The sequence below is a fragment of the Bacillus sp. S/N-304-OC-R1 genome, assembly GCF_019749375.1.
Classification (GTDB): Bacteria; Bacillota; Bacilli; order Bacillales; family Cytobacillaceae; genus Cytobacillus.
This window is the reverse complement of the sequence record NZ_JACWFE010000001.1, coordinates 750,798-775,960: the sequence shown is the minus strand read 5'-3', so window position 1 is coordinate 775,960 and position 25,163 is coordinate 750,798. Positions and strand designations below refer to the sequence as shown.

The window sequence follows — 25,163 nt, the reverse complement described above, 5'->3', positions numbered from 1 at the left end:
TACAATGGCAATATCTTGTTAGAAGGAGAGATTACAGTGGGGTGGGAACTCGATTGGCTGGAGAATAGAGCGAGATTATCACCGGCTTCTGTTGCCATCATTGAAGCCGATAAGAATCAATCATGGACATACAATGAGGTAAATGAGCGCGCAATTGCTGTCGCGAGCTGGTTATATAACCAAGGGGTAAAGAAAGGCGATCGAATTGCTTTGCTATCACCAAATGAAATATGTTATTTTGATTTTCTGTTTGCCTGCGGTAAGATTGGAGCTATTTTTGTTCCAGTAAATTGGCGTTTATCGGCTGAAGAAATCCAATATATAGTAGAGGATTGCACACCGAAAATAATTGGATGCCATTCCAGCTTTGCAAAATTGCTTAATGGACCCTTTGAGCACACAAACATTGTGCAAACAGATACTGAGGATTATGAGGGGCTGGCCACAAGCAGGTGTGAGTTTAGTCTTGATATTCACTTAACAGAAAATGAGCCGTTAGTAATAATTTACACGGGAGGGACAACTGGCAGGCCTAAGGGTGTTGTACTGTCCCATCAATCGATTATTTGGAATGCTATGAACACCATCATTAGCTGGAATTTGTCAAATGAGGATATCACCTTAACGTACTTGCCATTGTTTCATACAGGTGGATTGAATGCACTTTCGATCCCATTGCTCATGATTGGCGGAATGGTTGTTATAGCGGATAATTTTGAACCAGTAAGAGCGATGAGGCTATTAAATTTTCACAAATGTACTATTGTTCTATTTGTACCGACGATGTACCATATGATCACGGAATCACCCGAATTCTCTAAAACAGTTTTTCCTTTTATTAAAGTATTTCTCTCTGGAGGGGCTCCGTGTCCACTCGAAATTTATAATAAGTTTAAAGAAAGAGGACTTCGATTTAAGGAAGGATATGGGCTATCAGAGGCTGGACCGAATAATTTTTATATTGCTCCAGAAGAAGCTTTGATAAAAAAAGGATCAGTAGGAAAGCCAATGATTTTTAATGAGATCAAGCTTGTTAAAGAGGATGGTACAGAGGCAGGAATAAATGAAGCGGGAGAGATCCTGATCAGAGGGAAGCATTCCTTCAGTCATTATTGGAACAATGAACAAATAACAAAAGAAGCAGTAAAAGATGGCTGGCTCTATACGGGAGACTTAGCAAGGAAGGATTCCGACGGATATTACTATATAGTTGGCAGAAGAAAAGACCTTATTATTACAGGTGGAGAGAATGTATACCCGCTTGAGGTTGAGCAATGGCTATCAGCTCATCCAAGCATAAAGGGAGCAGCGGTCATTGGGCTCCCTGATCAAAAATGGGGAGAAGTCGTTTCAGCTTTTCTATGTTTAAGAGGCAAAGCTTTGCTTACAGAAGAGGATATCAAGCACTATTGCCGTGCTAAATTAGGGAAATTTAAAATTCCAAGGCATATTTTTATTCTCGAGGAATTGCCCAAAACACATGTTGGCAAAGTAGATAAAAATGAACTAAAAAGGATTGGACTTGCTAGATTAAAAGTTGAAAAGGCATGAGTGAAGTGACGGATATATTTTTAAAGCGCGATAGCAAACTCGCGCTTTTTTATATTTCATCTGTTATGATTACCATTAATTTTACACTGGCGAATCCAAACAAATGCTCTCATATATGTTAAAATATTTTATAGTATAAAGAAGGTATTTGCTGAAAGGAAGAGAGGCTGTCTATGTCCGTTCGTTTAATCATTGGCCGCTCAGGGAGCGGAAAAACAGACCGCTGTTTAAGTGAGATTCGTGATGAACTTTTTACGAATCCCGATGGTGACCCCATCATTTATTTAGTACCGGAACAAATGACATTTTTATCAGAATATAAATTAATTACAACACCTGGACTTGGCGGAATGATCCGAAGCCAAGTTTACTCCTTTACTCGCCTGGCATGGAGAATACTGCAAGAAACAGGCGGATTAAGCCGATATCATCTAAATAGCGTTGGCATTAGTATGCTCATCCGAAAGATTATTGAGGAAAAAAAGGATGATTTAAAACTGTTTCAGCGTGCTGCCGATAAAAATGGCTTTATAGGGCAAATGGAACAAATGATGACAGAGTTTAAAAGATATTGTGTTCGTCCAGGGGAGCTAGCCGAGAAACAGACTCAGCTCAAAGATGGGAAGGCTGGCAAAGCACTTCAGGATAAGCTTCATGATCTTGAACTCATCTATAAAGGCTTTGAAGAGTCCCTTATTGATAAATATGTAGATTCTGAGGATTACTTTCGGCTGTTAACGGAAAAGACGGCTCATTCAAACTATTTACGCCATGCTGAAGTTTATATTGATGGGTTTTATAGCTTTACTCCTCAGGAATACATGATTGTTGAACAGTTAATGAAAATTTGTAAGAAGGTAACGATCACATTTACTCTTGATCAGCCATTTAAAGACATTCCACCTGATGAGCTGCATCTATTTAGAATGTCTGGAGAAACATGTCAAACCATTTATGAAATTGCAGCCCAAAATAGATTAAAAGTCGAAGAAATAATTCTTAACGGCCAAAATAGGTGGGAGCATCCTTCCTTAAAGCATTTAGAAGCGAACTTTGACTCGCGTCCTGCGGAAAGCTATAGGGGCGAAACAGCTGTACACATAGGACATGCAGCGAACCGCCGGGCAGAGATTGAAGGGATAGCGAGAAAAATAAATCGTTTAGTACGAACGGAAGGACTTCGATATCGGGATATCGCGATACTATCAAGAAATGGACAAGATTATCATGATATTATCGAAACTGTTTTTCATGATTACGAAATCCCTTTTTTCATTGATCAAAAAAGAACAATGCTCTACCATCCGCTAGTAGAATTAATTCGGTCAACTTTAGAAATTATTAACGGAAATTGGCGCTATGAACCGATTTTTAGAGCGGTAAAAACGGAATTATTATTCCCTGCAAAATTAAGTGCAGCCGGGTTGAGAGAACAAATGGACAGGCTAGAAAACTATTGTTTAGCTTATGGCATTCAAGGAGACAAATGGACAAACAAAAAACGTTGGGTTTATAGAAGAATAAGAGGACTGGAATTTGCAGCGTTCGGGCAAACGGATGAAGAAAAAGAAATTGAGCAAGAATTAAATGATTTAAGAGACATCATTACGGGGCCAATCCTTAGATTATCCCGTCGCTTAAAAAAAGCTGCAACCGGACGGCAATTTTGTGAAGCTCTTTATTTATATCTTGAAGAATTAGATGTGCCATCGAAATTAGAACAATGGAAATTAATAGAAGACGAGAATGGGAATCTTGTCAAATCCCGTGAGCATGGACAAGCCTGGAATGCCATTATGGAGCTGATGGATCAGTATGTCGAAATGCTTGGGGAAGAGGACGTCACTTTGAAGGAGTTTGCTGCCATTCTTGATGCGGGGATGGAGTCTCTACGATTCACACTTGTCCCGCCAGCATTAGATCAGGTAATGGCTGCGGATTTGGAGAGATCCCGTCTTTCTGATGTAAAAGCTGCGTTCATCATTGGGATGAATGATGGCGTTATTCCAGCTAAATTTTCTGAAGATGGATTGCTTGCGGATAGTGACCGTGAGCAGCTCCTTGTCAATGGATTAAAAATAGCGCCATCAGGAAGAACACGTCTGCTTGATGAGGAATTCATCGCTTACAAGGCTTTTGCTACCCCTTCTGATTTGTTATTTATTAGTTATCCGCTTGCAAATGAAGAAGGGAAGGCACTATTGCCGTCTTCTTATATAAAAAGACTAATAGATTTGTTGCCAGATTGCGTTCAGCACGATTATTTATCTGACCCCGCAGAACTAAAAGAGGATGAACAGCTGGAGTATGCCTCCAATTTAAATACAACATTAGCCTATTTAACGTCTCAATTACAGCTAAAGAAAAGAAGTTATCCAATCTATGATTTTTGGTGGGATATTTATAATTATTATTTGCAGCATGACAGCTGGAGAAGACAAGCTCTTAAAGTATTATCAAGCTTGAATTTTGAAAATGAAACAAAACAGTTGAAAGAAGATATTAGCAGAGAGTTATACGGAGATGTCATTCAGGCGAGTGTATCGAGAATGGAGCTTTTCCACGGCTGTCCATTTTCGCATTTTGCACAGCATGGATTAAAGTTAAGGGAACGTCAAGTATTCCGTCTTGATGCTCCTGATATCGGTGAATTATTCCATGCCGCTTTAAAATTCATTGCAGAAACGGTTATGAATAAAGAGCTTTTATGGACCGATTTGACGAAAGAGCAATGTGAAATTCTTGCGCAGGAAGCAGTTGAAATGCTTGCTCCAAAACTGCAAAATGAAATCCTGCTTAGCTCTAATCGGCATTTCTATATAAAACGGAAGCTTGAACAAATTATTAGCCGTGCCTCCTTTGTTTTAAGCGAACATGCAAAAATGAGCGGATTTGCTCCTGTTGGCTTGGAGCTTGGCTTTGGGCCAAAAGCAGATTTGCCGCCATTAACATTCCCGCTGAAAAATGGCACGAAGATGGAATTAATCGGCAGAATTGACCGTGTAGATAAAGCTGAAGATGAGAATGGCGTATTTTTACGAGTAATCGATTATAAATCAAGTTCAAAGGATTTAAATGTGAATGAAGTCTACTACGGTCTAGCTCTACAGATGCTGACTTATTTAGATATTATTATTTCTCATTCGAGTACACTCATAGGAAAAGATGCTGACCCTGCAGGTGTTTTATATTTCCATGTTCATAATCCATTGATCAGTACTTCGAAAATGCTCACTCTTGATGATATTGAACAGGAAATCTTCAAAAAGTTTAAAATGAATGGGCTAATTTTAGGAGAAGAAAACGTAATTAAATTAATGGATCAAACATTAGAGAACGGTGATTCCCCAATCATTTCTGCAGGCTTTAAGAAAGATGGGACCCTTTCCAAACGTTCAAAAGTAGCAAGCAAACAAGAATTCGATCATTTACGCAAATATGTCCGCAACTTATATACGAAAACAGGAAATCAAATTACAGAAGGCAAGGTAGATATTTCACCTTATAAAATGAAGGATAAAACCCCGTGTACATTTTGTTCTTTTAAGCCGATATGCCAATTTGATGAATCATTAGGAGCAAATGAATATCGTTTGCTTGCCCCCCAAGGAAAAGAAGAAACCCTTGATTGTATTCGAAAGGAGGTAGAGGAGCATGAAAGCAGTCATTCCAGCTAAGCCTGAAAACGTAACATGGACAGATGATCAATGGAAGGCCATTATGGCAAAAGGACAGGATATTCTTGTTGCAGCAGCGGCAGGTTCGGGAAAAACAGCGGTCCTTGTTGAACGGATTATTAATAAAATCATTTCAGATGAAGAACCGATTAATGTTGATGAACTGCTCGTCGTTACATTTACAAATGCTTCGGCGGCGGAAATGAGACATCGAATTGGGGAAGCTCTCGAAAAGGCGATTAATGAGGACCCTAAGTCCTCTCATTTGCGAAAACAGCTGAGCCTGCTAAATAAAGCTTCAATCTCTACTCTGCACTCTTTCTGCTTAGAGATGATCAAAAAATATTATTACATGATTGATATTGATCCTGGCTTTCGAATAGCGGATGAAACAGAGGCACAGCTTTTGAGAGATGAGGTACTGGAGGACCTCTTTGAGGAAGAGTATGGGAAAGAAGGAAATAATCAATTTTTTGCACTTGTTGATACGTTTACGAATGACAGGAGTGATGCCGCTCTACAGGATATAATCATGGATATTTATGATTTTGCAAGATCAAATCCTTCACCCAATCATTACTTGGATTCCATTATCGAGATGTATAATGTTGATGAAAATACGGAGATTGAGGGAATGCCTTTTGTTCAGGCACTTCTGAGGGATATTGATTTGCAATTAAAAGGGGTAAAGGGGCTGCTGGAATATGGGCTTGAAATCACGAAAATGCCTGGCGGTCCTGCCCCTAGAGCAGAAAACTTTTTGGATGATATACATGTTGTTCACACTCTAATCGAAGCAAAAAATGATTCATGGGTAACACTTTACCAAGCGATGCAATCATGGTCATTTGGGAGAGCAAAAAATTGCAAGGGCGATGAGTATGATAGCGAGTTAATCGAGAAGGCAAAAAAACTGAGAGATAAGGCAAAAAAGATTATACAGGATCTTCAAGATGAACTTTTTTCGCGCAAACCGGAGAGCTTTATTCGTGATATGAGAGAGATGAAGAAGCATATTGAAATGCTAGTCTATATCGTGAAAGAATTTTCAGCTCGCTTTCATCAATTGAAGACAGAAAAAGGGCTGGTGGATTTTGCTGATCTAGAACATTATACTTTAGAAATATTATCAGAAGTGGATGATACAGGAAGGTTAATGCCATCAGATGCCGCCATTGCTTGCCGGAATCAGTTTAAGGAAATACTTGTGGATGAATATCAAGATACAAATATGGTGCAGGAAGCCATTCTCCAGTTAGTGACGATCGATTCCGAGCAGGCAGGAAACTTATTTATGGTTGGCGATGTGAAGCAATCTATTTATCGATTTAGATTAGCAGAGCCTAATTTATTTTTAGGCAAATATAATCGATTCGCTTCAGATGGAGAAGATACTGGATTAAGAATTGACCTTGCTCAGAACTTCAGAAGCCGGAAGGAAGTCCTTCATGGCACAAACTATATTTTTAAACAAATTATGGGTGTTTCTGTTGGGGAGATAGAATATGATGATGCTGCTGAATTGAAAGCAGGTGCTCCGTATCCTGATGATACTCATTACCCAGTTGAACTGGCTGTCATTGATTTAGAAAGCACTGATGAAGACGTGTCGCAAGAGGATGAACAAGCTGGCTTTGATACAGCTGACCTAGCACAATCACAGCTAGAATCCCGATATATGGCAGCAAAAATAAAAGAAATAATTTCAGAGCGGAAAGAAGTATATAATCCAAAAACCAAATCTGGGCGTCCAGCACAATACCGCGATATTGTCATTCTTCTGCGTTCTATGACGTGGGCACCACAGATCATGGAGGAATGCAGGCAGCAGGGAATACCTGTTTACGCAAATTTGTCTACAGGTTATTTTGAAGCAACTGAAGTATCCGTTATGATGTCACTTTTAAAAATAATTGATAATCCATATCAGGATATCCCGCTTGCAGCTGTATTAAGATCACCAATCGTTGGCTTAACCGAGGCAGAGCTTGCTGCTATAAGAATTCAAAATAAAAGAGCTTCTTATTACGAGGCTATGACAGGCTTTTGTATAAATAAGCCCTTAACGGAACATGAAGGCTTATATGAGAAGGTTCGTCCATTTTTTGATGGACTGATGGAGTGGCGAGTAATGGCAAGAAAAGGAGCTTTATCAGAGCTTATTTGGCATTTATATCGGGAAACGGGTTTTTATGACTTTGTTGGGGGAATGCCCGGTGGGAAACAAAGACAGGCAAACCTTAGGGCTCTTTATGATCGGGCACGGCAATATGAATCTACCTCATTTAGAGGGTTATTCCGCTTTTTAAGGTTCATAGAGCGCATGCAGGATCGCGGAGATGATCTCGGTGCTGCCCGTGCATTGGGAGAACAAGAGGATGTTGTTCGTCTCATGACGATCCATAGCAGTAAGGGGCTAGAGTTCCCATTTGTTTTTATTGCTGGACTGGGCAGGAATTTCAATACGATGGATTTGAAAAAATCCTTTATGCTTGATAAGGAATTTGGCTTCGCTGCAAAATATGTAAATGCTGAAAAACGCATTTCTTATCCATCACTTCCTCAGATTGCATTTAAAAGGAAGAAGAAAATGGAAATGCTATCAGAGGAAATGCGAGTTCTCTATGTAGCTTTAACTAGGGCGAAGGAGAAGCTTTATTTAGTAGCTTCTGTAAAAAGTGCCGCAAAGAAACTGAACATATGGAGGCAATCTGCTGAAATCGAAAGCTGGCTGTTAAATGAATTTGATCGGGCTTCTGCAGGTAGTTTTCTTGATTGGATTGGACCGGCTCTAATAAGACATAAAGGTTGTGAATCTTTGAGAGGAGATGGGAGTATTAGCCCGCTCATTTCAAGTGAAATTACTAATCATTCGTCAGTATGGGATGTACAATTAATAAAAAGTGAAGAAGTGGCAAAGCTTACAGAAGAAATTGAATCGGAAAAAGATGCTTATTTACAAATGGTCTATTCTGGTAAGGAAGTTCCCGTACAATCTCAATTTAAAGGTATTGTTGAAGAACAGCTATCTTGGAAATACTCTCATATTGAGGCTAGCCAAAATCGTTCAAAGCAATCTGTTTCTGAAGTTAAACGACAAAAGGAAATTTTTTCGCTTGAAGAAAGCGGCTTAGATATCATAAAGCGTTTGAGCAAACCGATATTAAACAGACCGCAATTCATGCAGGAAAAGTCTTTATCTCCTGCTGAACGGGGAACGGCTATGCATATGGTTATGCAGCATATTGACTTGAATCAGCAAATAACAGTAGATTCGATCGCAGATAAAATGAATGAGATGGTACAGAATGAACTACTGACAAATGAGCAACGGGAAGCAATCGATCCCGATTTAATCGAGCAGTTTTTTCACTCTGATTTAGGAAAAAGAATGGTAAGAGCAAAGGAAGTTAAGAGAGAAATTCCATTTAGCATTTCTTTTCCTGCAAGCGAGATTTACCCTCAATGGAAAGGCGAGGAGGAAGCTGTACTCATTCAAGGGATCATTGATTGTTTATTTGAAGATGAACAAGGACTAGTCCTTGTAGATTACAAAACAGACCAAATAAACGACCGTTTTAAAGGCGGAATGGCTGAAGCAAGACCTGATCTTGAAGATCGGTATCGAGTGCAAATTGATATGTATGGCAGAGCATTAGAGCAAATATTCAAAAGAGAAGTGAATGAGCGATATTTATTTTTCTTTGATGGCGGTCATACGATAAAAATTTAATTAATAAAAAACGGTAAGGCTTTTACATTAGGTCCTTACCGTTTTTTATTAATTATTACCAGCGATAGGCTGGTCAATTAGATTTGTATCGACCGTATTTGTAGCACTTAAACCATTATTTGCAATAACTAAGCCACCTGTACTTAATGAACCTTGGCCAGCAAATGATTTTGCAGTGCTTTTAGGTGATAGATAAAGAGAATCCCCGAAATGAACAACCCCACCTCCGACATTCAAAATTTGTACCGGACCAATAATTGCGGGCATATAAATCTTCCTTTATTAATTTTTATTTCATGCTATTTTTACCTCGGCAACAATTCTCTAATATGCTTGATTCTTGCTTCCAAAGATATATGCTGGCTGCTGCCGATATGAACAATTCCAGTTGTAGATACCCCGTTAATGAATATATTATTAACTTTAATTGCTGGGCAAAGGTTGGTCGTTTGCATAGCAACATAGTCATTAATGGGGGGGATTGGAATTGGTTTAGTAAAGGCATAAAAGGCTTCAAAGCTTCCTTCATTGCCAAAAAAAACATCTGTTTCCCGCTGATCAGCTAAAGCGCGGGAGAAGCCTTGAATAAATTTTGAATCCCCAATTTGGACAACCGATGAAAAAATCGTAGTATCTACATGTAAATGATCGACAATGGACGTTCTGCTAAGCATGTAGAATCACTTCGGTGCTAATGGGACCGAGGGGCCAATTATTAATGATTCAGCAGGGGTATCAAAAACCGAGGCCAGTTGGATCGTTTGTGCGTCTCCAACCATAAGTAAAGCAGAACTGGAAACACCAATAACTCGAATGTTTCCAACAGATATATCCCGATTATACACTTCAAAATTCATTCATTTTTCATTCCTTTCGTGTTGTCTGGCAGATTGCTTAGAAAAATATGAACACCATTCTTAATTTCACTTTTTAGCTTATCAAGTATTTGTTCATTACCATTGTCTGTTCGGCCATCATTCATATTTTGCCCTGCAGCTTGTTGTTGTTGTTTCAAATAATAATCAATTCGGCTAGGTAATTGTTTTGTTATGTCTTCCTTGATAAAAGTTAAATAGTTTTCATCAACATTTATATTCATTGGAGCTGCAGTTTCTTGTATGACATTTGGTAACTCGGTTTCTAAATATTTATAGATTTCATCCTCTATTTCCATTGATCTTTGAAACTGAACTTTTGGCTGAAACGGAGTTTTTATTCCTTGATTATTTACTGCAAAATCTTCAATCCCTTGCATATCGGCCGGATTTAACCCGATATTTAATGTTCCATCAAGGGACTCAACTTTTAATTGATCAAATTTGTATTCTATCCTGTCAACATTAATAGGTGGTCGGGACTGCAATTCTTTTGTTTGCTTTTCTAATTGTTTTACCTTTTGTTCCAATTGGCTAATTCGTCTTTCCTGGGCTTCGATAAAGATGTGCATCTTTTGAAGGTAAGAGTATATATCTTGATTCAATCAAACCACCTCACTTGTTTCCAAGTCAGAACAAAAAACTTATTTTTTCATCATCTTCCAGCAGAGTGCAGCGGCACAGAAGGAGCCTCTAATAATCCTTCACCTCCGATTACTTCACCTCCAGGCTGAACAGCTTTAGGAGCAGGCTGTGTAAACCCTCCAGTGTTATATAAATAGGAAGCGGGTCTGATCACTCCAGCACTGCCGATTTGAAGAACAGAGGAGTTTGTAATACCGCCAATTTTAATAAAATTAATATTAATGGATTGATTAATATAGAAGTTCATTTCTTCACCCTAATTGTTAAGCATTTAATAAAATTCCTTGATCTATCCCATCTGTATCATAGGTGTTCGTACTGCTCTGGCGATTATAAATAGTAAGGCCATCACCCGTATTAAAGGAACCAGCTCCTGAAAAGGTTTTAGCATTTGCTACTGGCATAATCTTATAGACGTCTCCAATATGAAATACTCCGCCGCCTGATATTGAAACGACTTGAGCAACTCCAACGATAGCCGGCATGTATAACATCCCTTTACAATTATTTCTCTTACTATCCTATGTGCCTAAGCACAGATTGTGCCTAGAAACAAATTCTTCTTCAGTAAAACATACACCATAAAAGGTAAAATAAACCTATTCCATCCGATAATGTGTTAATATATTTTTAGAATTTATCAAATATTCAGTGAGGTGTTGGATTGTGTATGTCCCTTTAGTTTTAAGCCAGTTTTTAGACCGTGCCGTATCATTGTATGGTTCAAAGGAAGCGATTTTTTGTGATGATCGAATTTTTACATACAAGGAATTAAATAATCGGGTGAATCAATTATCTCATGGCTTAAAGGAGCTAGGAGTGAAAAAGGGAGACAGGATAGCTTATTTAGCGCCTAACACGGTTGAAATGCTGGAAGGTTTTTACGGAGTTTTTCAGCTAGGGGCTGTCATGGTTCCGTTGAATATTCGTCTAAAGCCAGATGACTACTTATTTATCTTAAATCATAGCGAAACAAAAGTTTTGTTCGTTGACCAGGATTTATATAATCTGATAGCTCCGATAAAAGCTGAACTGAAAACAGTTGAAAAAATCATTATCCATTATAAGGAGGATGAATGTGAGGAGACAGATTATGATGCATGGCTATGTAGTCAGCCAGAACAGCCATTCAATCGAGAACCTTTAGATGAAAACGATGTTTGCAGTTTATTATATACGAGTGGAACAACAGGTAATCCAAAGGGAGTAATGCTGACACATCGAAATAATTATTTGCACGCGCTCTCAACCATGCATCATCTTCGAGTTCAAGATTCTGACGTACTCTTGCATGTCCTCCCAATGTTCCATGTAAATGGATGGGGATCACCTTTTTATTACACTGCCAACGGTTCTTCACAAGTATGTTTAAGAAAAGCATCTCCAGAGGCAATCTTTGCCGCTATTGAGAAGCACAAAGTATCAATCATCCATATGGCACCAACGGTTTTGAATTCGCTCATTCAATATCATGAAAAAAATAACATAACAACCAAGCAGAGTTTGAGAGTAGTCATTGCCGGTTCGGCCCCGCCACCAGCTTTTGTTTCTACAGTTGAAAGAGTACTAGGATGGGAGTTTTTACAAGTATATGGGATGACAGAATCATCTCCGTTAAGTACTGTTTCTGCGATCCGTTCCCATCTTGCATCTTTGCCAATAGAAAATCAGTATAGAATGAAGGCAAAGGCAGGATATCCGATGATTGGCTGTGAAGTAAAGGTGGTAAATGAATACGGGGAAGAGGTAGTCCATAACGGAAAGGAAATTGGAGAGGTCATTACTAGAAGTAACGGTGTTATGAAAGGATATTGGAAAAACGAAGAGGCGACAATGGAGGCAATTAAAAACGGCTGGCTTTATACAGGGGACATGGCAACAGTTGATCAGTATGGAAATATAGATATTGTCGATCGGAAGAAGGATATTATTATAAGTGGAGGAGAAAATATTTCTTCTATTGAAATTGAAGGAGTATTATATGAGCATCCGGCAGTTTTAGAAGCGGCTGTCATTGCTGTTCCTCATGAGAAATGGGGAGAAACACCACACGCATTTATTGTTGTACGAGAAAATCAAAATGTTACAGAGCAGGATTTTATTTCTTTTACTAGAGAAAAGCTCGCTCATTTTAAAACGGTTTCAGGTGTTACGTTTGTGGACGCTTTGCCAAAAACAGCTTCAGGAAAGATTCAAAAAATTCATCTGCGAAATGATTATTGGGAAGCAAAAGGGAATTCCAGCAAATTTGTAAATTAAACAGATATGAAAAACGATGCATGTAGTTCAAAAAAATGAGGTGTTATTATGAAATTTGTTACAGCAGAGTGGGCTGGAGAAATTTTTGTTGGTATTTTAAATAAGGATGAAACGAAAATTCTGCCACTTAATAAGGCAACAGAATTAAAATCAGGACATAGGGTATTTCCAGATACATTAGCAGAATGTATTGCTCTAGAGAATAATTTCATTGATAAGGTAAATGAAATAGTAGATTGGGCTTGGAGGAATGAGGATATTTTTATTCCGATTGAAGCGGCTACACTTATGGCGCCAATTCCAAGACCAGCAAAGAATATCTTTTGTGTTGGTAAGAATTATGCTGAACATGCAATTGAAATGGGAAGCAAGGATGATATTCCAGAGCATGTGATGGTGTTTACGAAAGCACCAACGACAGTTATTGGCAATAATGATTCTGTGCTAAGCCATGCAGACATAACCGAACAGCTGGATTATGAAGGTGAATTGGCAATTGTTATTGGCAAAAAAGGCAGAGGGATTACGAAGGAAGAAGCGCTGGATTACATTTTCGGCTATACAATCATTAATGATATTACGGCAAGAGATTTGCAGGCACGGCATAAGCAATTCTTTATTGGTAAAAGTCTTGACACGACATGCCCGATGGGACCATGGATTGTCCATGCTTCAGCTGTTGGAAATCCGAATCATCTACATATTGAAACAATCGTCAATGGAGAAATAAGACAAAACTCTAATACAGAAAATTTTATATTTCCTGTTGAAGAGGTGATTTCTGTACTCTCAGCAGGTATGACGCTTGAACCGGGAGACATTATTGCAACTGGGACACCTGCAGGGGTAGGAAAAGGCTTTAAGCCGCCAAGATTCCTGAAAACAGGGGATAAAGTGGAGATTACTATAGAAAAGATTGGAACTTTATCAAATAGAATTGAATAACTATCGTTGAAATAAAGGGGTCAGACACTTAACAGTTATAGGGTGTGACCCCTTTTTTGGATAAATAATTATTAAAGCTAATACTTAGGAATTATGTGCCAAATGTGATATGATGAAAACGATTTTAGTTAAGGAGGCTGCATAATGATTCATGCACACATTACAACTTGGGTTTTAGCAATTGTACTTTTCTTAGTCGCTTTAGGTTTACATAAAAGCGGGAAAACAAGGGCATTAAAAGTCGTTCAAATGATTTTGAGACTATTCTATTTATTAATAATTGGGACTGGTATTTGGATTTTAAGTTCACTTCATAGTATTAGTATGCTTTATATCTTAAAGTCATTACTTGGAGTAGTCGTGATCGGATTTTTTGAAATGATCCTTGTCCGTACTATAAAAGGAAAGAATACAGCTATGTTTTGGGTATTGTTCCTAATCGCTTTTATAGCGGTTTTATATTTAGGTTTTGTTAAACTTCCGTTAACTTTCCTATCATAAAGCGAATTTTTGATAAAAATTGTCAAATTTCTAGTAAAAAGCTGCTAAAAAGGCAGCTTTTTCTTTTTTTAGACATATGAACATTTCGGTTTTTGTGGTATTTTTATCATATAAATATGTCACAAATTAGTGGTGGATCGATGGCAAAAACAATGACTAGTCTTTATGAAAATAAAAGTCAATTAAATAGTTTTATAGAAAAGCATGAACTGAGTGAGTATCCTAGCCTGCTCGTTCAAATTTTTTCAGGGATTACAGAAAGGGAGTACATAATAGATTTGCAATGCACCCTAAAAGAAATGCTCCCTCAAGCCACAGTCATCGGGTGTACAACTTCATCTGGTATTTTTGAAGGAAGGATTAAAGAAAATAACACAATCCTATCTTTTACAATATTTGAAAAAACAGAATTGCGTACAATCCTCCTTCAACAAAAATCCTTTGAAAATAGCTATGATATGGGCAAAAAAATTGCCCAGCAAATAATAGATTTTGATACAAAAGCACTTATTTTATTTGCTGCTGGGGAAAAAGTGAATTATCAATCTTTATTGGAGGGTGTATATGATGGAAATCCACAACTAGTCGTTTCAGGAGGGACGGCTGGGACTTGTGGATTAAATCATGTATCCTATTCAATGGCAGGTAATGATTTAACCAGTCAAGGAGTCGTTGGGGTTGCGCTTCAAAGTAAACAGCTGTATGCCCAAGTGAATAACCACTTTAATTGGCAGGAAATTGGAAAAACTTTTGCAATTACAAAGGCAAATGAAGATACTATTTATTCCTTAGACAAGAAAAAGCCTGTTCAAATTTTAAAACAATATTTGGGTGAAGGCTTTATTAAAGAATTTGCTCACTCAAAATTTGAATTTCCATTCATCAGTCATAAAGGAGAAAAAACCCCGATATATATTTTGGGAATTTTGAAAAATGGAGCAATTAGGGTAAGTAAAAGCGTAAGCGAGGGTGAACTACTTTCCTTTTCCTATCCTGATATAGAGGCAACGATTGAGAGTACATTACAAGGGTTCAAGCAAATAGCGAAGAAATCGGTTGAAACTATTTTTGTATATAATAGCTTATCCCGTCAGCGGATTGCACATGACTTTTCAGAAAAGGAACTATTGATGCTTCAGACTATTGCTCCTGCAAATGGCTTTTTCACGAATGGGGAGGTATTTACAGTAAAACAAGGTACATCTCTGTTTGGTGGAGGATCTTTAACGTATTTATCTCTTTCTGAACAAACATCTGAAAATAAATCGAACCGCGGACTAACCTTTAAATATGCAATGCCTGAACATTTAAAAACTTTAACTTCGCTTACGCAATTAATGGAAGCATCACAAGAAGATTTTAGACAATTGAATGACAGCTTAACGATATCTGAGCAATTTCATCAATCCTTGTTCAATAATAATACAGATATAGTTTACTGTACTGATTTACAAGGCCACTTCACAAATGTGAATCCTATATTTAATGAGATATTTGGATATGAGCGTGAAGAAGTGATTGGCACTTCCTCCTTAAAATACGTTATTAGTGAAGATATTCCTAGGGTTCGAATGCATTTTTTCAGAGCTATTAAGGGGAAAGAACAATATTATAACGCTACTATTCTATCAAAGAATGGAGAAATGAATCTAATTCATTTTAAGAATATACCCATTTTTATAGATGGCGAATGTATCGGGCTCTATGTAATTGGCAAGAACATGACCGAGCAGAAGAAAATTGAGGAAAAGATCACAGAATTAGCGAATTTTGATCATGATACAGGTCTGCCTAACCGAATGAGGTTTACTGAACAGCTTGAAGAAATGCTGCGGCGCGCAAAAAAGAAAAAACGAATGCTAGCTGTCCTTTCGATTGATATTGACCGTTTTAAATTAATCAATGATAGTTTGGGGCATTTTGCGGGAGATTTGATTCTTAAGGAGCTCGCTTATCGAATAGAAAAGGTTCTTCCAAGCGGATCTTATATTGGAAGATTTAGCGGGGATAAATTTACTGTGATCCTCTCAAAGGATGTACAAATAGATGAGGTAATGAAAGTATCAAAATCGATACTAACAGAGATTTCGAAGCCAGTTCATCACGAAAACCAGGAATTCTTCGTGACTGCAAGCATCGGAGTGAGCTTTTATCCTGAAGACGGCACAAATGAGCATGAATTATTAAAGAATGCTGATAATGCCACAAATCGTTCGAAAGATCAGGGAGGGAACCGGATTACATTCTTCTCTACTGAAATGAATGATCAAGCTATGAATAGGCTAGAATTAGAGAGCTATTTGCGAAAAGCCCTCCATAAAGATGAATTTTATTTAATGTATCAGCCTTTAATAGATTTAGAAACTGGAAAAATTTACGGCAGTGAAGCACTTATTCGCTGGAACCACCCAAAGCTTGGGCTAGTATCGCCTGCAGAATTTATCCCACTTGCAGAGGAAACAGGGATTATCCAAGAAATAGGAAGATGGGTGCTTCAAACTGCATGTAACCAAAATAAAAAGTGGCAGACACTTGGAAATCATCATCTATCTGTTGCTGTCAATGTTTCGGCCTATCAATTTCAGCAGCCTGGATTTATGAATGACGTTAAACAGGCTCTAAATGAATCAAATTTGGATCCCCAATACTTAACGTTGGAGTTAACTGAAAGTACGATGTTGACTAATATAGATTACAGCATTCCCATAATGCGGGATCTTCAACAACTAGGGGTAAAGGTTTCAATTGACGATTTTGGCACGGGTTACTCTTCATTGAGTTATTTAAAGGATTTACCGATCAACACATTAAAGATTGATCGTTCTTTTATAAATAATTTACGTGAAGACACATATGATATTGCCATCGTAAAAGCTATTATTACAATGGGTCATGGTCTCGAGGTAAAGGTAGTAGCAGAAGGAGTTGAAACAAAGGAACAAATTGAGCTTCTTAAGGAGCTTAATTGCCATTATGCTCAAGGATTCTATATTCATAGGCCGCTTAAAATTACCGATTTTGAAAAAGGCTTAAAGGAATTAGCTAAAATGGAGAGATAGAAGAGATTTAAAGGTGACTCACCTCAGCAGTGAGTCACCTTTTTATGAAGATATTTTTTCAATAACCATTCTTTTACCACTGTTTAATGTAAATTCAAAGCGGTCATTCATTTTTTCAAAATAGCTAAAATGATGCTGTACATTGCAAATATGGTCCTGATTATCAAAAACAATAAAGTTCACACCGCTTTTCCTCTCGTTGTGATCAAGGAAAGAGAGCTGGTTATAGCAATAAATGCAATCATAAACTGAAAACCGTAAGGAATTTAATGTTGTGATGAATTGGAAAAACGCATCATCATTCATCCCTTCAAGCAGCTTTTCAAGCGAAAAAACCAGATGCTTTCGTATTCTAATGGTGTCTTGATCTTTAAGCAGTAGAACTTCATTGTCAGCTGATAATTTACCTTCCTCATGTAAAATTCCTTTTTTCCAGCGCTTTAAGCGAAAAACCTCAATATCCTGGTGGAGGAATTCTTCAAGTAATGATGCTTCATCAGTTTCTTTATCAAAAAATACCCATTGATCATTAATATATTCAATGGTCCCTTCGATAAAGGCACGGGTTTGATATTCTATCAGTTTCGTTCGCTGCTGTTTATTCATATTAAACCTCCATCTAATTCCCTCAAGAATCTTTTTAGACAGTTTCTTCTATTTTTATAACTTTAAATACATTATTATTTTCCATTTTAATTATTTGAAAAATTATCCCTATAAATAAAGATATTCTCTAATTAGATTTTCTGATAGGGATGAATACCTAAATTCATCTACATAAATAAAGAAAAATATAGGTGAGACACCTCAAAAATTTGACGGAATAGGGGGAAAAAGGCTAATCTAAAGGAGTTGTATATTAGCTTGTTTGTAATAGAAGGGGGGAGCGGAGATGGTGAAAAGAGTGTTGGCTCTGAGCTTAATTCCGTTGCTTCTTTTTTACGCTCTGCCAGTAGGAGCAGTAGAAAAAGAAGATAGAAGATGGCAAGATGAATCAATTTATTTTTTAATGGTGGACCGCTACGAAAATGGGGATTATAACAATGATTTTCATGTAAATGTTAAGGACCCGCTAAGCTATCATGGCGGAGATTTTCTGGGAATCATAAAAAAGCTTGATTACATAAAAGATATGGGCTTTACCACAATATGGCTCACACCTATATTTGATAATGAAGACAAAGGCTACCATGGGTATTGGATAAAGGACTTTTACAATACGGAGGAGCATTTTGGTACGATTGATGAGTTTAAAAAGCTTGTGAAGGAAATACATAACCGGAATATGAAAGTGATTTTAGATTTTCCGATTAATCATGTTGGGCCAAATCATTCGTGGGTGAGTGACCCGGCAAAGAAAGATTGGCTTTCAGAAGCCAGCCATCCTCATGATGGAGTGGATATTGAAAATGATTGGCTGAACAATCTTCCTAGCTTGAATCTTGACAACACTGAGGTAAAAGATTATTTATTGGATGCTGCAAAATGGTGGATTACGGAAACGAATATAGATGGATATTATCTTGATGAAGTTACCGGAGTTCCTAAAGGCTTTTTAACAGATTTTGTTAAAGGAGCAAAAAATGTTAAGAAGGACTTTTACATTTTAGGAGAGGTTAGATCTAATGATCCTCAAATGATAACTGAATATGAAGATACAGGAATCGATGGGTTTTTAGATTTTCCGCTTACAGAGTCGCTAAGACCAGCTTTTGTGGAAGTCGACCAGTCCTTGAATAAGCTTTCGGCCAAAACGGAAGAGTTATTGTCAGTCTACAAAAACCCATACTTAATGGGTTCATTGCTAGATGATCATAAATTAGTACGTTATACCCGTGACATCATTTCAAAAAATCAGCATCCTGGTCCAAGATGGAAGTTAGCATTAACGTACCTTTATACAGTTCCAGGCATACCTATTTTATATTATGGCAGTGAAATTGCTTTAGATGGAGGACTTGGTCCCGATAATCATAGAAAGATGGACTTTAGGACGGATAAGGATCTTATTGATTATATAACTAAGCTCGCAGAAGTCCGTAACTCTTATCCTAGCTTAACAAGAGGAGATTTGAAGCTGCTTGCTGAGGAAAATGGGGTTCAAGCGTATAAACGGACATATGAAGATGAAACGACTGTTATTCTTATTAATAACAGTTCAGAGTCACGGAATATTACAATAAATGCAGATGAATTAGCTGATAACAAAGAGCTTCGTGGTTTATTGACAAATGATCTTGCTAAGAGTGAAGATCATCAATATAAACTTTTTATTGATAGAGAAGAAGCCGAGATTTATGTATTATCACCGAAATCGGGTATTAACATCCCATATGTTATTGCTACCATTGTAGTATATGGAGCGTTTATTGGATTCATCATCACTGTTTGGAGAAGATCGAAGCGAAAGCAATCTCAAGAATAATTAATAAGTAAAAAAGCCAAAGGATGCCCCTTTGGCTTCTTTTGTGAATAATATTAACGGTAATTAACAAATTGAACTTCTACTGTTAAGTCAGCATCTTTAACCGCTGTAATAATCTTTTGCAGTTCGTCACGGCTTTTTCCGGTAACACGTATTTGATCATCCTGAATTTGGCTTTTTACTTTTAGGCCGCTGTTCTTAATAAGAAGATTAATTTTCTTTGCATTTTCTTTGTCAATTCCTTGGGCTATCTTAGCTCTCTGGCGTACGGTACCGCCTGAAGCTGGTTCAATTTTCCCGTAATCGAGATTTTTTATCGGGATGCCTCTTCTTATCATCTTACTTAATAATACATCTTTAAGCTGTCCAAGCTTGTACTCATCATCGGAAATAAGCACGAGTTCTTCTTTATCAAGTGAAGCTGTACTCTTGCTGCCTTTAAAATCATACCGTGTTTGAATTTCTTTCAGTGCAATATTAATGGCGTTACTTACTTCCGAAAAGTCAACTTTGGATACAATATCAAATGAACTCTCTTTTGACATAAATGCCTCCTTAAGCTTCCTATCTTCTCAAAAGCTATAAAGATGGGGACTTTTGAAAAGAAGTTTTACTTTACTTATAATTATAGTAAAATATAGCAGTCCAAACAACTTTAGGAGTTCATGCTCATTTAGTATAGATTAAGGGTTTTATTTAAAGGAGGATATAAATGTCGATTAATGAATATATTGGCCGAATAGTTACGCTAAAGGTTGAAAGACTTGCTGATTTTGGTTATTTTTTATCAGATGGTACTGAGGATGTTCTTTTGCATCAGAATGATGCAGACAAAGAATTAGAAGAAGGTCAGGAAGTAGATGTTTTCCTTTACACAGATTCAAAAGGAAGAGTCGCGGCGACCACAACAATTCCTAGCATTACGACTGAATCCTACGGATGGGCAGTTGTTGGTGATGTTCAAGCAGGACTTGGTGTATTTGTAAATATTGGCATAAAAAAGGATATGCTGCTTGGCAAAGAAGATCTTCCAGTCCATAAATCTGTATGGCCACAAGCAGGGGATTTACTTTACATTACACTTAGAGTGAATCGTAATAACCGTATTTATGTGAAGCTGGCTACTGATCCGGTTATTGAACAACTGTCAGTAAAAGCAACGAGGCAGGATTTTAATAAAAACATTCATGGACATATTTACAGAACAGCAAAGGTTGGAAGCTGGATTATAACGGCTGAAGGCTTTAAAGGTTTCATCCATGAGTCTCAGCGCGGTACAGAACCACGGCTGGGAGAACGAGTGGAAGGAAGAATTATTGATGTAAAAGAAGACGGAACAATCAATGTTTCGCTAGCTCCGAGAAAACAAGAATCACTTGATGAGGATTCAGATAAAATTCTTTCTTATTTAAAATTACGGAATGGGGCTATGCCTTATAGTGATAAGAGTGCTCCGGAAGATATACAAGACCGTTTTCAGATGAGCAAGGCTTCCTTTAAACGAGCACTGGGTCGGTTAATGAAGGAAGGAAAAGTCTATCAGGAAGAAAACTGGACTTATATAAAGGAGGAATAAAATAACCGAGCAAGTGTAAAGCTTGCTCGGTTATTTTTATAAATGATCGGTCTTTTTCGAATACTGGTTTTTTCCTGCTTTTCGATTTTTTTCACGCATCATATTTTTTTCATGGCGAAGGGCATTATTATCCTTCGCTTTTTTATCATTATCAGAAGTACGGGGCATAATATGATTACTCCTTCCTTATCTTGCTAACAAATTTCAACCTTTTATCAAGGTTGTCTAATGATAGTGTCTGTAAAAATAAAAGGAGTATTCGTATGTATGCCAACTGGCTATTTTGCTTTATTTAGGAAAAAAATTGCGATTGTACCCGGTCCTGTATGGGAACCAATTGCTGCACCTATTGAGGAAATGAAAACATTTTTTACGTTAAATTCCTGAGTAATCATTTCTTTCATTTCTAAAGCAGTTTCTTCATCATCTGCATGGCTAATACCAATAACTTGACGATCAAGAGCTTCTCCGCGTTCTTTCATAATTTCAAGAATACGGCGCATAAGTTTCTTTTTGCCTCGATGTTTTTCAATGGGAACAAGCTTTCCATCTTCAACATTTAATAATGGCTTAATGTTTAATAAACCGCCAAGGAAAGCTGAGGCTTTCGAGACACGGCCGCCCTTTGCAAGATAGTCAAGATCGTGGACAGTGAATAGATGCTCCATATGCTTGGATTGGAATACAATTTCTTCTAAAATCGTTTCTTTAGAAGCGTTTTCCTTAGCAAGCTTTACAGCCTCTTGAACAATTATTCCATACCCAAGTGATGCACATTTTGTGTCTATAATGGTTAATTTAAAATCGGGATACTGCTCCTTAACTTGCTCAAGAATCATAACTGCCGTTTGATATGTACCAGATAATTCTGAAGAAAATGCAATATATATTCCATCTTCATTGTTTTTTGCCATGTTTGTAAAAGCTTCTTCAAACGCTAACGGTGAAGCCTGGGATGTTTTTGGCACCTTTCCCTGGCGTATTGCTTCATAAACGGTTTTCGGATTTATCGTAACTAAATCTTCATATTCAGTATCGTCTAAGTGGACTTTTAATGGAAAAAGAGTAATGTTATTTTCTTCATAATAATGTAAAGGTAAATCACATGCGCTGTCTGTCAAAATTTTTACTGACATACATATTCACCTGCTTTCCAAACTATATAATCTTAAGTTTATAGAAAATAGGAAGAAAAGACAATATAAATACCATTTTTGGGTAATAACTAATAAGTTAGGTAGGTGGTAACATATGATTTGGCTAAGAATAAAGAAGTTTATTGTTGTTTTATTTGGTGCTTTGCTTGGAGCAATTGCTATGAATTTTTTCTTAATTCCCGCCAATATTTATTCGAGCGGATTTGCTGGAACGGCTCAGCTAATATCAAGCATTTTAGGAGGGAGTCTTTCAACAGGAGTGCTCCTGTTTCTCTTAAATATTCCAGTTGCTATTCTAGGATGGAAAAAGGTAGGCAGATCATTTACTCTTTATAGCTTCTTGAGTGTGTTGCTAATGTCATTCTTTTTGGAAGTGATTCCTGAAAAGCAATTTTCGGATGATATTTTATTAAATGCGGTCTTTGGCGGAGTCATCGGAGCTGTTGGTGTAGGATTAACTTTAAAGTGGGGTGCTTCAACAGGGGGGATGGACATTATTGCAATGATTCTTTCTCGTCTAAAGGATAAGCCGATCGGTACGTATTTCTTCATCCTTAATGGAATCATTATTATTACGGCCGGTGCTCTCTTCGGCTGGGAAAAAGCATTGTATACAATTGTAACTCTTTATGTTTCTACAAGAGTTATTGATGCAATACACACGAGACATGAAAAGTTAACAGTCATGATTATTACAAAAAAATCAGCAGAAATGAAGAAAGTCATTCATGAAAAACTGCTAAGGGGCATTACGATTATACCTGCAAGAGGATCATTTACGAATGAGGATAAAGAAATTCTTATGACTGTTATAACACGGTATGAATTATTTGATATCGAGAGGATAATTAAAGAAGTAGATTCAAATGCTTTTACTAATATTGTGCAAACTGTTGGTGTGCTTGGGTTCTTCCGAAAGGAATAATTAACCTCTGGAGGGATAAAATGCTTTATGCTATTTTAACTTATTTATTCATTATTGGCTCTTATTCGCCATATGCTGAAGAAATGGTACATTCTTTGGTTAGCTATAATGAAAAGGAGGAGGCTGCCATGGAAGCATTTCAAAACATAGAGGTAAGCGGTAATAAAGGGCGCTATACTGTAACTGGTGAGGCACGACCTGAAAGTGGCGAATTTTATTATTTAGTGGAGGATGGGCATAACGAATTTATCTCAGAAAAGAAGCAAACAACGAAGAAACACTTTCCTGAATGGTCACCTTTTACAATAAATATTAACATTCAAGAGGAAAGCTTTCCTAATAGCGGAACAATCATTCTTTATTTATATGAACGTAACAAAGAAGGAAAAATGATCAATGCACTGCCTGTGACATTAGAAAAAATTTAACAAGCTGACATTTAATGTCAGCTTGTTAAATTTTTATGATTGGAGATTAGAGGAAATGCTGTCCAGCTCCTGCTGCATTTCCGCAAGCTGCGCTTGCTCTGCCCTTGTCGAGTTTGCATAGGCTGAGCTTAAAGCGTTCTTTGCTTTATTCACAGCTGCTAATCGATCAGAGGAATCAGCATTTTTAGCCATGTCAACAGATTGTCTAGTTTCTTGAAACAGCCTGTTCCCCATGCTAAATTCCTCCAAGAGTGGATTCTTTCACATTAGCCATTTTTTCAGCTTCAGCCTCTGCGTAAGTTGAGCGATATGGGATACGTTCTGCATGCTTTTTAACTGAATCTGAACCTTGTTGTACAAAGCGTTTAGATTTATTACGTTTACCCATTCGAATCCCCTCCAAGTGAAGTTGATTGTGAAAGCAGGATAACTGCTTCCTCGTTGATTAGTATATGCTAATCAGCCATTTTAAAAAGGGGAATATGATGGTGCTTTTTCTACAAACAGTCAAAATTATAATTTTAAATTTAATAAATCATTTAAGTAAACAGCGACCCCATCTTCTTCATTTGTTAAGGTCACTTCTTTGGCAATTGATTTCAATTCATCAATTGCATTTCCCATTGCAATTCCATAGCCTGCATAATCAAGCATTTCGAGGTCATTATCTTCATCGCCAAAAGCAATAATTCTTTCTGAAGGAATTTGGAAATAATCAGCAGCTTTTTTGAGACCAACCGCTTTATTCAATCCAGCTTTCACAATTTCAATGACATGATAAGGAGCAGCCCAGCTGCGGTGATCGATTACTTCTGCATGCAAACTTGATAGGTGATCACGAATCGATTTCACATGCTCCTGATCAGTATGAATCAGCATACTGGTAGGGGATGTTTGAAGAAAACTTCTCAAATCACCAGTCGTTACATGAGGCTCGCCAAAGCCAAATATTTCTAATAGTTTCTTATCCTGATAATGAAAATAAACGTCATCAATGACTTCTGCAATGATGTTATGAAAATGAAATGAGCTGCATGCTTCAACAATTTCTTTTGCGATATCGACTTCAAATGGGGAATGATAAACTCCCCAGCTCTTATCCTTTGGATGATGCACAAAGGCACCATTGAAATTAACAATTGGAGTATCAAGATTCATTTCTTTATAATAAATTTCACTTGAACGAAAAGGTCTTCCAGTTGCAATCATGACAATATGCCCTTCTTCGCGGGCTTTTTGTATTACTTTCTTTGTATTTTGGGATATTGTTTTATTGTCTTTTAATAAAGTCCCGTCAAGATCTAGTGCAATTAAATGTTTTTCTGCCATAATAACAACACCTTCTTATACATTTTTTTCTATTTCAAGTGCAATGCTTAGGAAAATAAAAGTCCACATGGTACACTA

The 25,163-nt window shown here is 37.3% G+C and carries 24 protein-coding genes; 11 read left to right on the top strand and 13 right to left on the bottom strand.

Going from position 1 to position 25,163, the window contains the following annotated elements; translation table 11 throughout:
• The first annotated feature begins 36 nt into the window (after positions 1–36).
• The 3 genes from H0173_RS03835 (at position 37) to addA (ending at position 8,961) form a co-directional block, all read left to right on the top strand.
• A complete protein-coding gene (locus tag H0173_RS03835) occupies positions 37–1,551 on the top strand; it encodes an acyl-CoA synthetase (RefSeq protein WP_221844672.1) in 1,515 nt (504 codons plus the stop codon).
• Positions 1,552–1,724: 173 nt separating this feature from the next.
• Positions 1,725–5,228: a helicase-exonuclease AddAB subunit AddB gene (gene addB / locus H0173_RS03830; protein ID WP_221844670.1), complete on the top strand. Its 3,504-nt coding sequence runs from the start codon at positions 1,725–1,727 to the stop codon at positions 5,226–5,228.
• A complete protein-coding gene (addA, locus tag H0173_RS03825) occupies positions 5,206–8,961 on the top strand; it encodes a helicase-exonuclease AddAB subunit AddA (RefSeq protein WP_221844668.1) in 3,756 nt (1,251 codons plus the stop codon). Before addB ends, addA begins: the two co-directional genes overlap by 23 nt.
• 48 nt (positions 8,962–9,009) lie before the next feature.
• On the opposite strand, the gene H0173_RS03820 is transcribed toward addA, so the two are convergent.
• Genes H0173_RS03820 through H0173_RS03795 form a run of 6 tightly spaced genes read right to left on the bottom strand, consistent with a single transcriptional unit; the run spans position 9,010 to position 10,966 of the window.
• Positions 9,010–9,228 (bottom strand): spore germination protein, encoded by a 219-nt coding sequence (locus tag H0173_RS03820; RefSeq protein ID WP_221844666.1) that lies wholly within the window; start codon positions 9,226–9,228, stop codon positions 9,010–9,012.
• Between the two features lie 38 nt (positions 9,229–9,266).
• Complete coding sequence (locus tag H0173_RS03815) at positions 9,267–9,635, bottom strand: spore germination protein GerPE (protein WP_221844664.1); 369 nt, start codon at positions 9,633–9,635, stop codon at positions 9,267–9,269.
• Positions 9,636–9,641: 6 nt separating this feature from the next.
• Entirely contained in the window at positions 9,642–9,818 is a 177-nt protein-coding gene (locus tag H0173_RS03810; RefSeq protein ID WP_221844662.1) for a spore gernimation protein GerPD, read from the bottom strand.
• Complete coding sequence (gerPC, locus tag H0173_RS03805; protein WP_221844660.1) at positions 9,815–10,441, bottom strand: spore germination protein GerPC; 627 nt, start codon at positions 10,439–10,441, stop codon at positions 9,815–9,817. The genes H0173_RS03810 and gerPC overlap by 4 nt, the downstream gene beginning before the upstream one ends.
• Before the next feature lie 50 nt (positions 10,442–10,491).
• Positions 10,492–10,728 (bottom strand): spore germination protein GerPB, encoded by a 237-nt coding sequence (locus H0173_RS03800; RefSeq protein ID WP_221844658.1) that lies wholly within the window; start codon positions 10,726–10,728, stop codon positions 10,492–10,494.
• Positions 10,729–10,744: 16 nt separating this feature from the next.
• Positions 10,745–10,966, bottom strand: a complete 222-nt coding sequence (locus H0173_RS03795; RefSeq protein WP_221844656.1) for a spore germination protein — start codon at positions 10,964–10,966, stop codon at positions 10,745–10,747.
• Between the two features lie 181 nt (positions 10,967–11,147).
• Between H0173_RS03795 and H0173_RS03790 the strand changes: the two genes are divergently transcribed.
• The 4 genes from H0173_RS03790 (at position 11,148) to H0173_RS03775 (ending at position 17,245) form a co-directional block, all read left to right on the top strand.
• Positions 11,148–12,740 carry a long-chain-fatty-acid--CoA ligase gene (locus tag H0173_RS03790; protein WP_221844653.1) on the top strand — a complete coding sequence of 531 codons (1,593 nt, stop codon included), beginning with the start codon at positions 11,148–11,150 and terminating at the stop codon, positions 12,738–12,740.
• A 48-nt stretch (positions 12,741–12,788) separates the two neighbouring features.
• Positions 12,789–13,685 carry a fumarylacetoacetate hydrolase family protein gene (locus H0173_RS03785; protein WP_221844651.1) on the top strand — a complete coding sequence of 299 codons (897 nt, stop codon included), beginning with the start codon at positions 12,789–12,791 and terminating at the stop codon, positions 13,683–13,685.
• A 144-nt stretch (positions 13,686–13,829) separates the two neighbouring features.
• On the top strand, positions 13,830–14,186 hold the full coding sequence (locus H0173_RS03780) for a YisL family protein (RefSeq protein ID WP_221844649.1): 357 nt from the start codon (positions 13,830–13,832) through the stop codon (positions 14,184–14,186).
• 140 nt (positions 14,187–14,326) lie between these two features.
• Positions 14,327–17,245, top strand: a complete 2,919-nt coding sequence (locus H0173_RS03775; protein ID WP_221844646.1) for a bifunctional diguanylate cyclase/phosphodiesterase — start codon at positions 14,327–14,329, stop codon at positions 17,243–17,245.
• A 42-nt stretch (positions 17,246–17,287) separates the two neighbouring features.
• Here H0173_RS03775 and H0173_RS03770 read toward each other — a convergent pair whose 3' ends face one another.
• The gene (locus H0173_RS03770; protein ID WP_221844644.1) at positions 17,288–17,851 is read right to left on the bottom strand and encodes a DUF2777 domain-containing protein; all 564 of its coding nucleotides are present in this window, start codon (positions 17,849–17,851) and stop codon (positions 17,288–17,290) included.
• 286 nt (positions 17,852–18,137) lie between these two features.
• Here H0173_RS03770 and H0173_RS03765 point away from each other — a divergent pair, with 286 nt between their 5' ends.
• A complete protein-coding gene (locus H0173_RS03765; protein WP_221844642.1) occupies positions 18,138–19,670 on the top strand; it encodes an alpha-amylase family glycosyl hydrolase in 1,533 nt (510 codons plus the stop codon).
• A 53-nt stretch (positions 19,671–19,723) separates the two neighbouring features.
• Here H0173_RS03765 and H0173_RS03760 read toward each other — a convergent pair whose 3' ends face one another.
• The gene (locus H0173_RS03760) at positions 19,724–20,215 is read right to left on the bottom strand and encodes a YajQ family cyclic di-GMP-binding protein (protein WP_221844640.1); all 492 of its coding nucleotides are present in this window, start codon (positions 20,213–20,215) and stop codon (positions 19,724–19,726) included.
• A gap of 167 nt (positions 20,216–20,382) precedes the next feature.
• Between H0173_RS03760 and H0173_RS03755 the strand changes: the two genes are divergently transcribed.
• Positions 20,383–21,246, top strand: a complete 864-nt coding sequence (locus tag H0173_RS03755) for a CvfB family protein (RefSeq protein ID WP_221844638.1) — start codon at positions 20,383–20,385, stop codon at positions 21,244–21,246.
• A gap of 36 nt (positions 21,247–21,282) precedes the next feature.
• Here the strand turns inward: H0173_RS03755 and H0173_RS03750 are convergent, their stop codons facing one another.
• Both H0173_RS03750 and H0173_RS03745 read right to left on the bottom strand, forming a co-directional pair.
• On the bottom strand, positions 21,283–21,414 hold the full coding sequence (locus H0173_RS03750; protein ID WP_221844636.1) for a DUF3941 domain-containing protein: 132 nt from the start codon (positions 21,412–21,414) through the stop codon (positions 21,283–21,285).
• Positions 21,415–21,524: 110 nt separating this feature from the next.
• Entirely contained in the window at positions 21,525–22,382 is an 858-nt protein-coding gene (locus H0173_RS03745; RefSeq protein WP_221844634.1) for a DegV family protein, read from the bottom strand.
• A gap of 115 nt (positions 22,383–22,497) precedes the next feature.
• Here H0173_RS03745 and H0173_RS03740 point away from each other — a divergent pair, with 115 nt between their 5' ends.
• A complete protein-coding gene (locus H0173_RS03740) occupies positions 22,498–23,328 on the top strand; it encodes a YitT family protein (RefSeq protein WP_221844632.1) in 831 nt (276 codons plus the stop codon).
• Between the two features lie 20 nt (positions 23,329–23,348).
• A complete protein-coding gene (locus H0173_RS03735) occupies positions 23,349–23,756 on the top strand; it encodes a Gmad2 immunoglobulin-like domain-containing protein (protein ID WP_221844630.1) in 408 nt (135 codons plus the stop codon).
• 33 nt (positions 23,757–23,789) lie between these two features.
• Here the strand turns inward: H0173_RS03735 and H0173_RS03730 are convergent, their stop codons facing one another.
• From H0173_RS03730 to H0173_RS03720, 3 genes are all read right to left on the bottom strand, one after another.
• Complete coding sequence (locus H0173_RS03730) at positions 23,790–23,990, bottom strand: DUF3813 domain-containing protein (protein ID WP_221844628.1); 201 nt, start codon at positions 23,988–23,990, stop codon at positions 23,790–23,792.
• A 1-nt stretch (position 23,991) separates the two neighbouring features.
• Positions 23,992–24,144: a hypothetical protein gene (locus tag H0173_RS03725; RefSeq protein WP_221844626.1), complete on the bottom strand. Its 153-nt coding sequence runs from the start codon at positions 24,142–24,144 to the stop codon at positions 23,992–23,994.
• A 125-nt stretch (positions 24,145–24,269) separates the two neighbouring features.
• Complete coding sequence (locus H0173_RS03720; RefSeq protein WP_260630986.1) at positions 24,270–25,085, bottom strand: Cof-type HAD-IIB family hydrolase; 816 nt, start codon at positions 25,083–25,085, stop codon at positions 24,270–24,272.
• Between the last annotated feature and the right edge of the window lie 78 nt (positions 25,086–25,163).

What these genes read in the sequence shown, in the direction of transcription:
- addB (WP_221844670.1), top strand. Translation starts at nt 1,725, where the DNA reads ATGTCCGTTCGTTTAATCATTGGCCGCTCAGGGAGCGGAAAAACAGAC.
- addA (WP_221844668.1), top strand. Translation starts at nt 5,206, where the DNA reads ATGAAAGCAGTCATTCCAGCTAAGCCTGAAAACGTAACATGGACAGAT.
- H0173_RS03820 (WP_221844666.1), bottom strand. Translation starts at nt 9,228, where the DNA reads ATGCCCGCAATTATTGGTCCGGTACAAATTTTGAATGTCGGAGGTGGG.
- H0173_RS03815 (WP_221844664.1), bottom strand. Translation starts at nt 9,635, where the DNA reads ATGCTTAGCAGAACGTCCATTGTCGATCATTTACATGTAGATACTACG.
- H0173_RS03810 (WP_221844662.1), bottom strand. Translation starts at nt 9,818, where the DNA reads ATGAATTTTGAAGTGTATAATCGGGATATATCTGTTGGAAACATTCGA.
- H0173_RS03800 (WP_221844658.1), bottom strand. Translation starts at nt 10,728, where the DNA reads ATGAACTTCTATATTAATCAATCCATTAATATTAATTTTATTAAAATT.
- H0173_RS03795 (WP_221844656.1), bottom strand. Translation starts at nt 10,966, where the DNA reads ATGCCGGCTATCGTTGGAGTTGCTCAAGTCGTTTCAATATCAGGCGGC.
- H0173_RS03785 (WP_221844651.1), top strand. Translation starts at nt 12,789, where the DNA reads ATGAAATTTGTTACAGCAGAGTGGGCTGGAGAAATTTTTGTTGGTATT.
- H0173_RS03780 (WP_221844649.1), top strand. Translation starts at nt 13,830, where the DNA reads ATGATTCATGCACACATTACAACTTGGGTTTTAGCAATTGTACTTTTC.
- H0173_RS03775 (WP_221844646.1), top strand. Translation starts at nt 14,327, where the DNA reads ATGGCAAAAACAATGACTAGTCTTTATGAAAATAAAAGTCAATTAAAT.
- H0173_RS03770 (WP_221844644.1), bottom strand. Translation starts at nt 17,851, where the DNA reads ATGAATAAACAGCAGCGAACGAAACTGATAGAATATCAAACCCGTGCC.
- H0173_RS03765 (WP_221844642.1), top strand. Translation starts at nt 18,138, where the DNA reads ATGGTGAAAAGAGTGTTGGCTCTGAGCTTAATTCCGTTGCTTCTTTTT.
- H0173_RS03760 (WP_221844640.1), bottom strand. Translation starts at nt 20,215, where the DNA reads ATGTCAAAAGAGAGTTCATTTGATATTGTATCCAAAGTTGACTTTTCG.
- H0173_RS03755 (WP_221844638.1), top strand. Translation starts at nt 20,383, where the DNA reads ATGTCGATTAATGAATATATTGGCCGAATAGTTACGCTAAAGGTTGAA.
- H0173_RS03750 (WP_221844636.1), bottom strand. Translation starts at nt 21,414, where the DNA reads ATGCCCCGTACTTCTGATAATGATAAAAAAGCGAAGGATAATAATGCC.
- H0173_RS03745 (WP_221844634.1), bottom strand. Translation starts at nt 22,382, where the DNA reads ATGTCAGTAAAAATTTTGACAGACAGCGCATGTGATTTACCTTTACAT.
- H0173_RS03740 (WP_221844632.1), top strand. Translation starts at nt 22,498, where the DNA reads ATGATTTGGCTAAGAATAAAGAAGTTTATTGTTGTTTTATTTGGTGCT.
- H0173_RS03735 (WP_221844630.1), top strand. Translation starts at nt 23,349, where the DNA reads ATGCTTTATGCTATTTTAACTTATTTATTCATTATTGGCTCTTATTCG.
- H0173_RS03730 (WP_221844628.1), bottom strand. Translation starts at nt 23,990, where the DNA reads ATGGGGAACAGGCTGTTTCAAGAAACTAGACAATCTGTTGACATGGCT.
- H0173_RS03725 (WP_221844626.1), bottom strand. Translation starts at nt 24,144, where the DNA reads ATGGGTAAACGTAATAAATCTAAACGCTTTGTACAACAAGGTTCAGAT.
- H0173_RS03720 (WP_260630986.1), bottom strand. Translation starts at nt 25,085, where the DNA reads ATGGCAGAAAAACATTTAATTGCACTAGATCTTGACGGGACTTTATTA.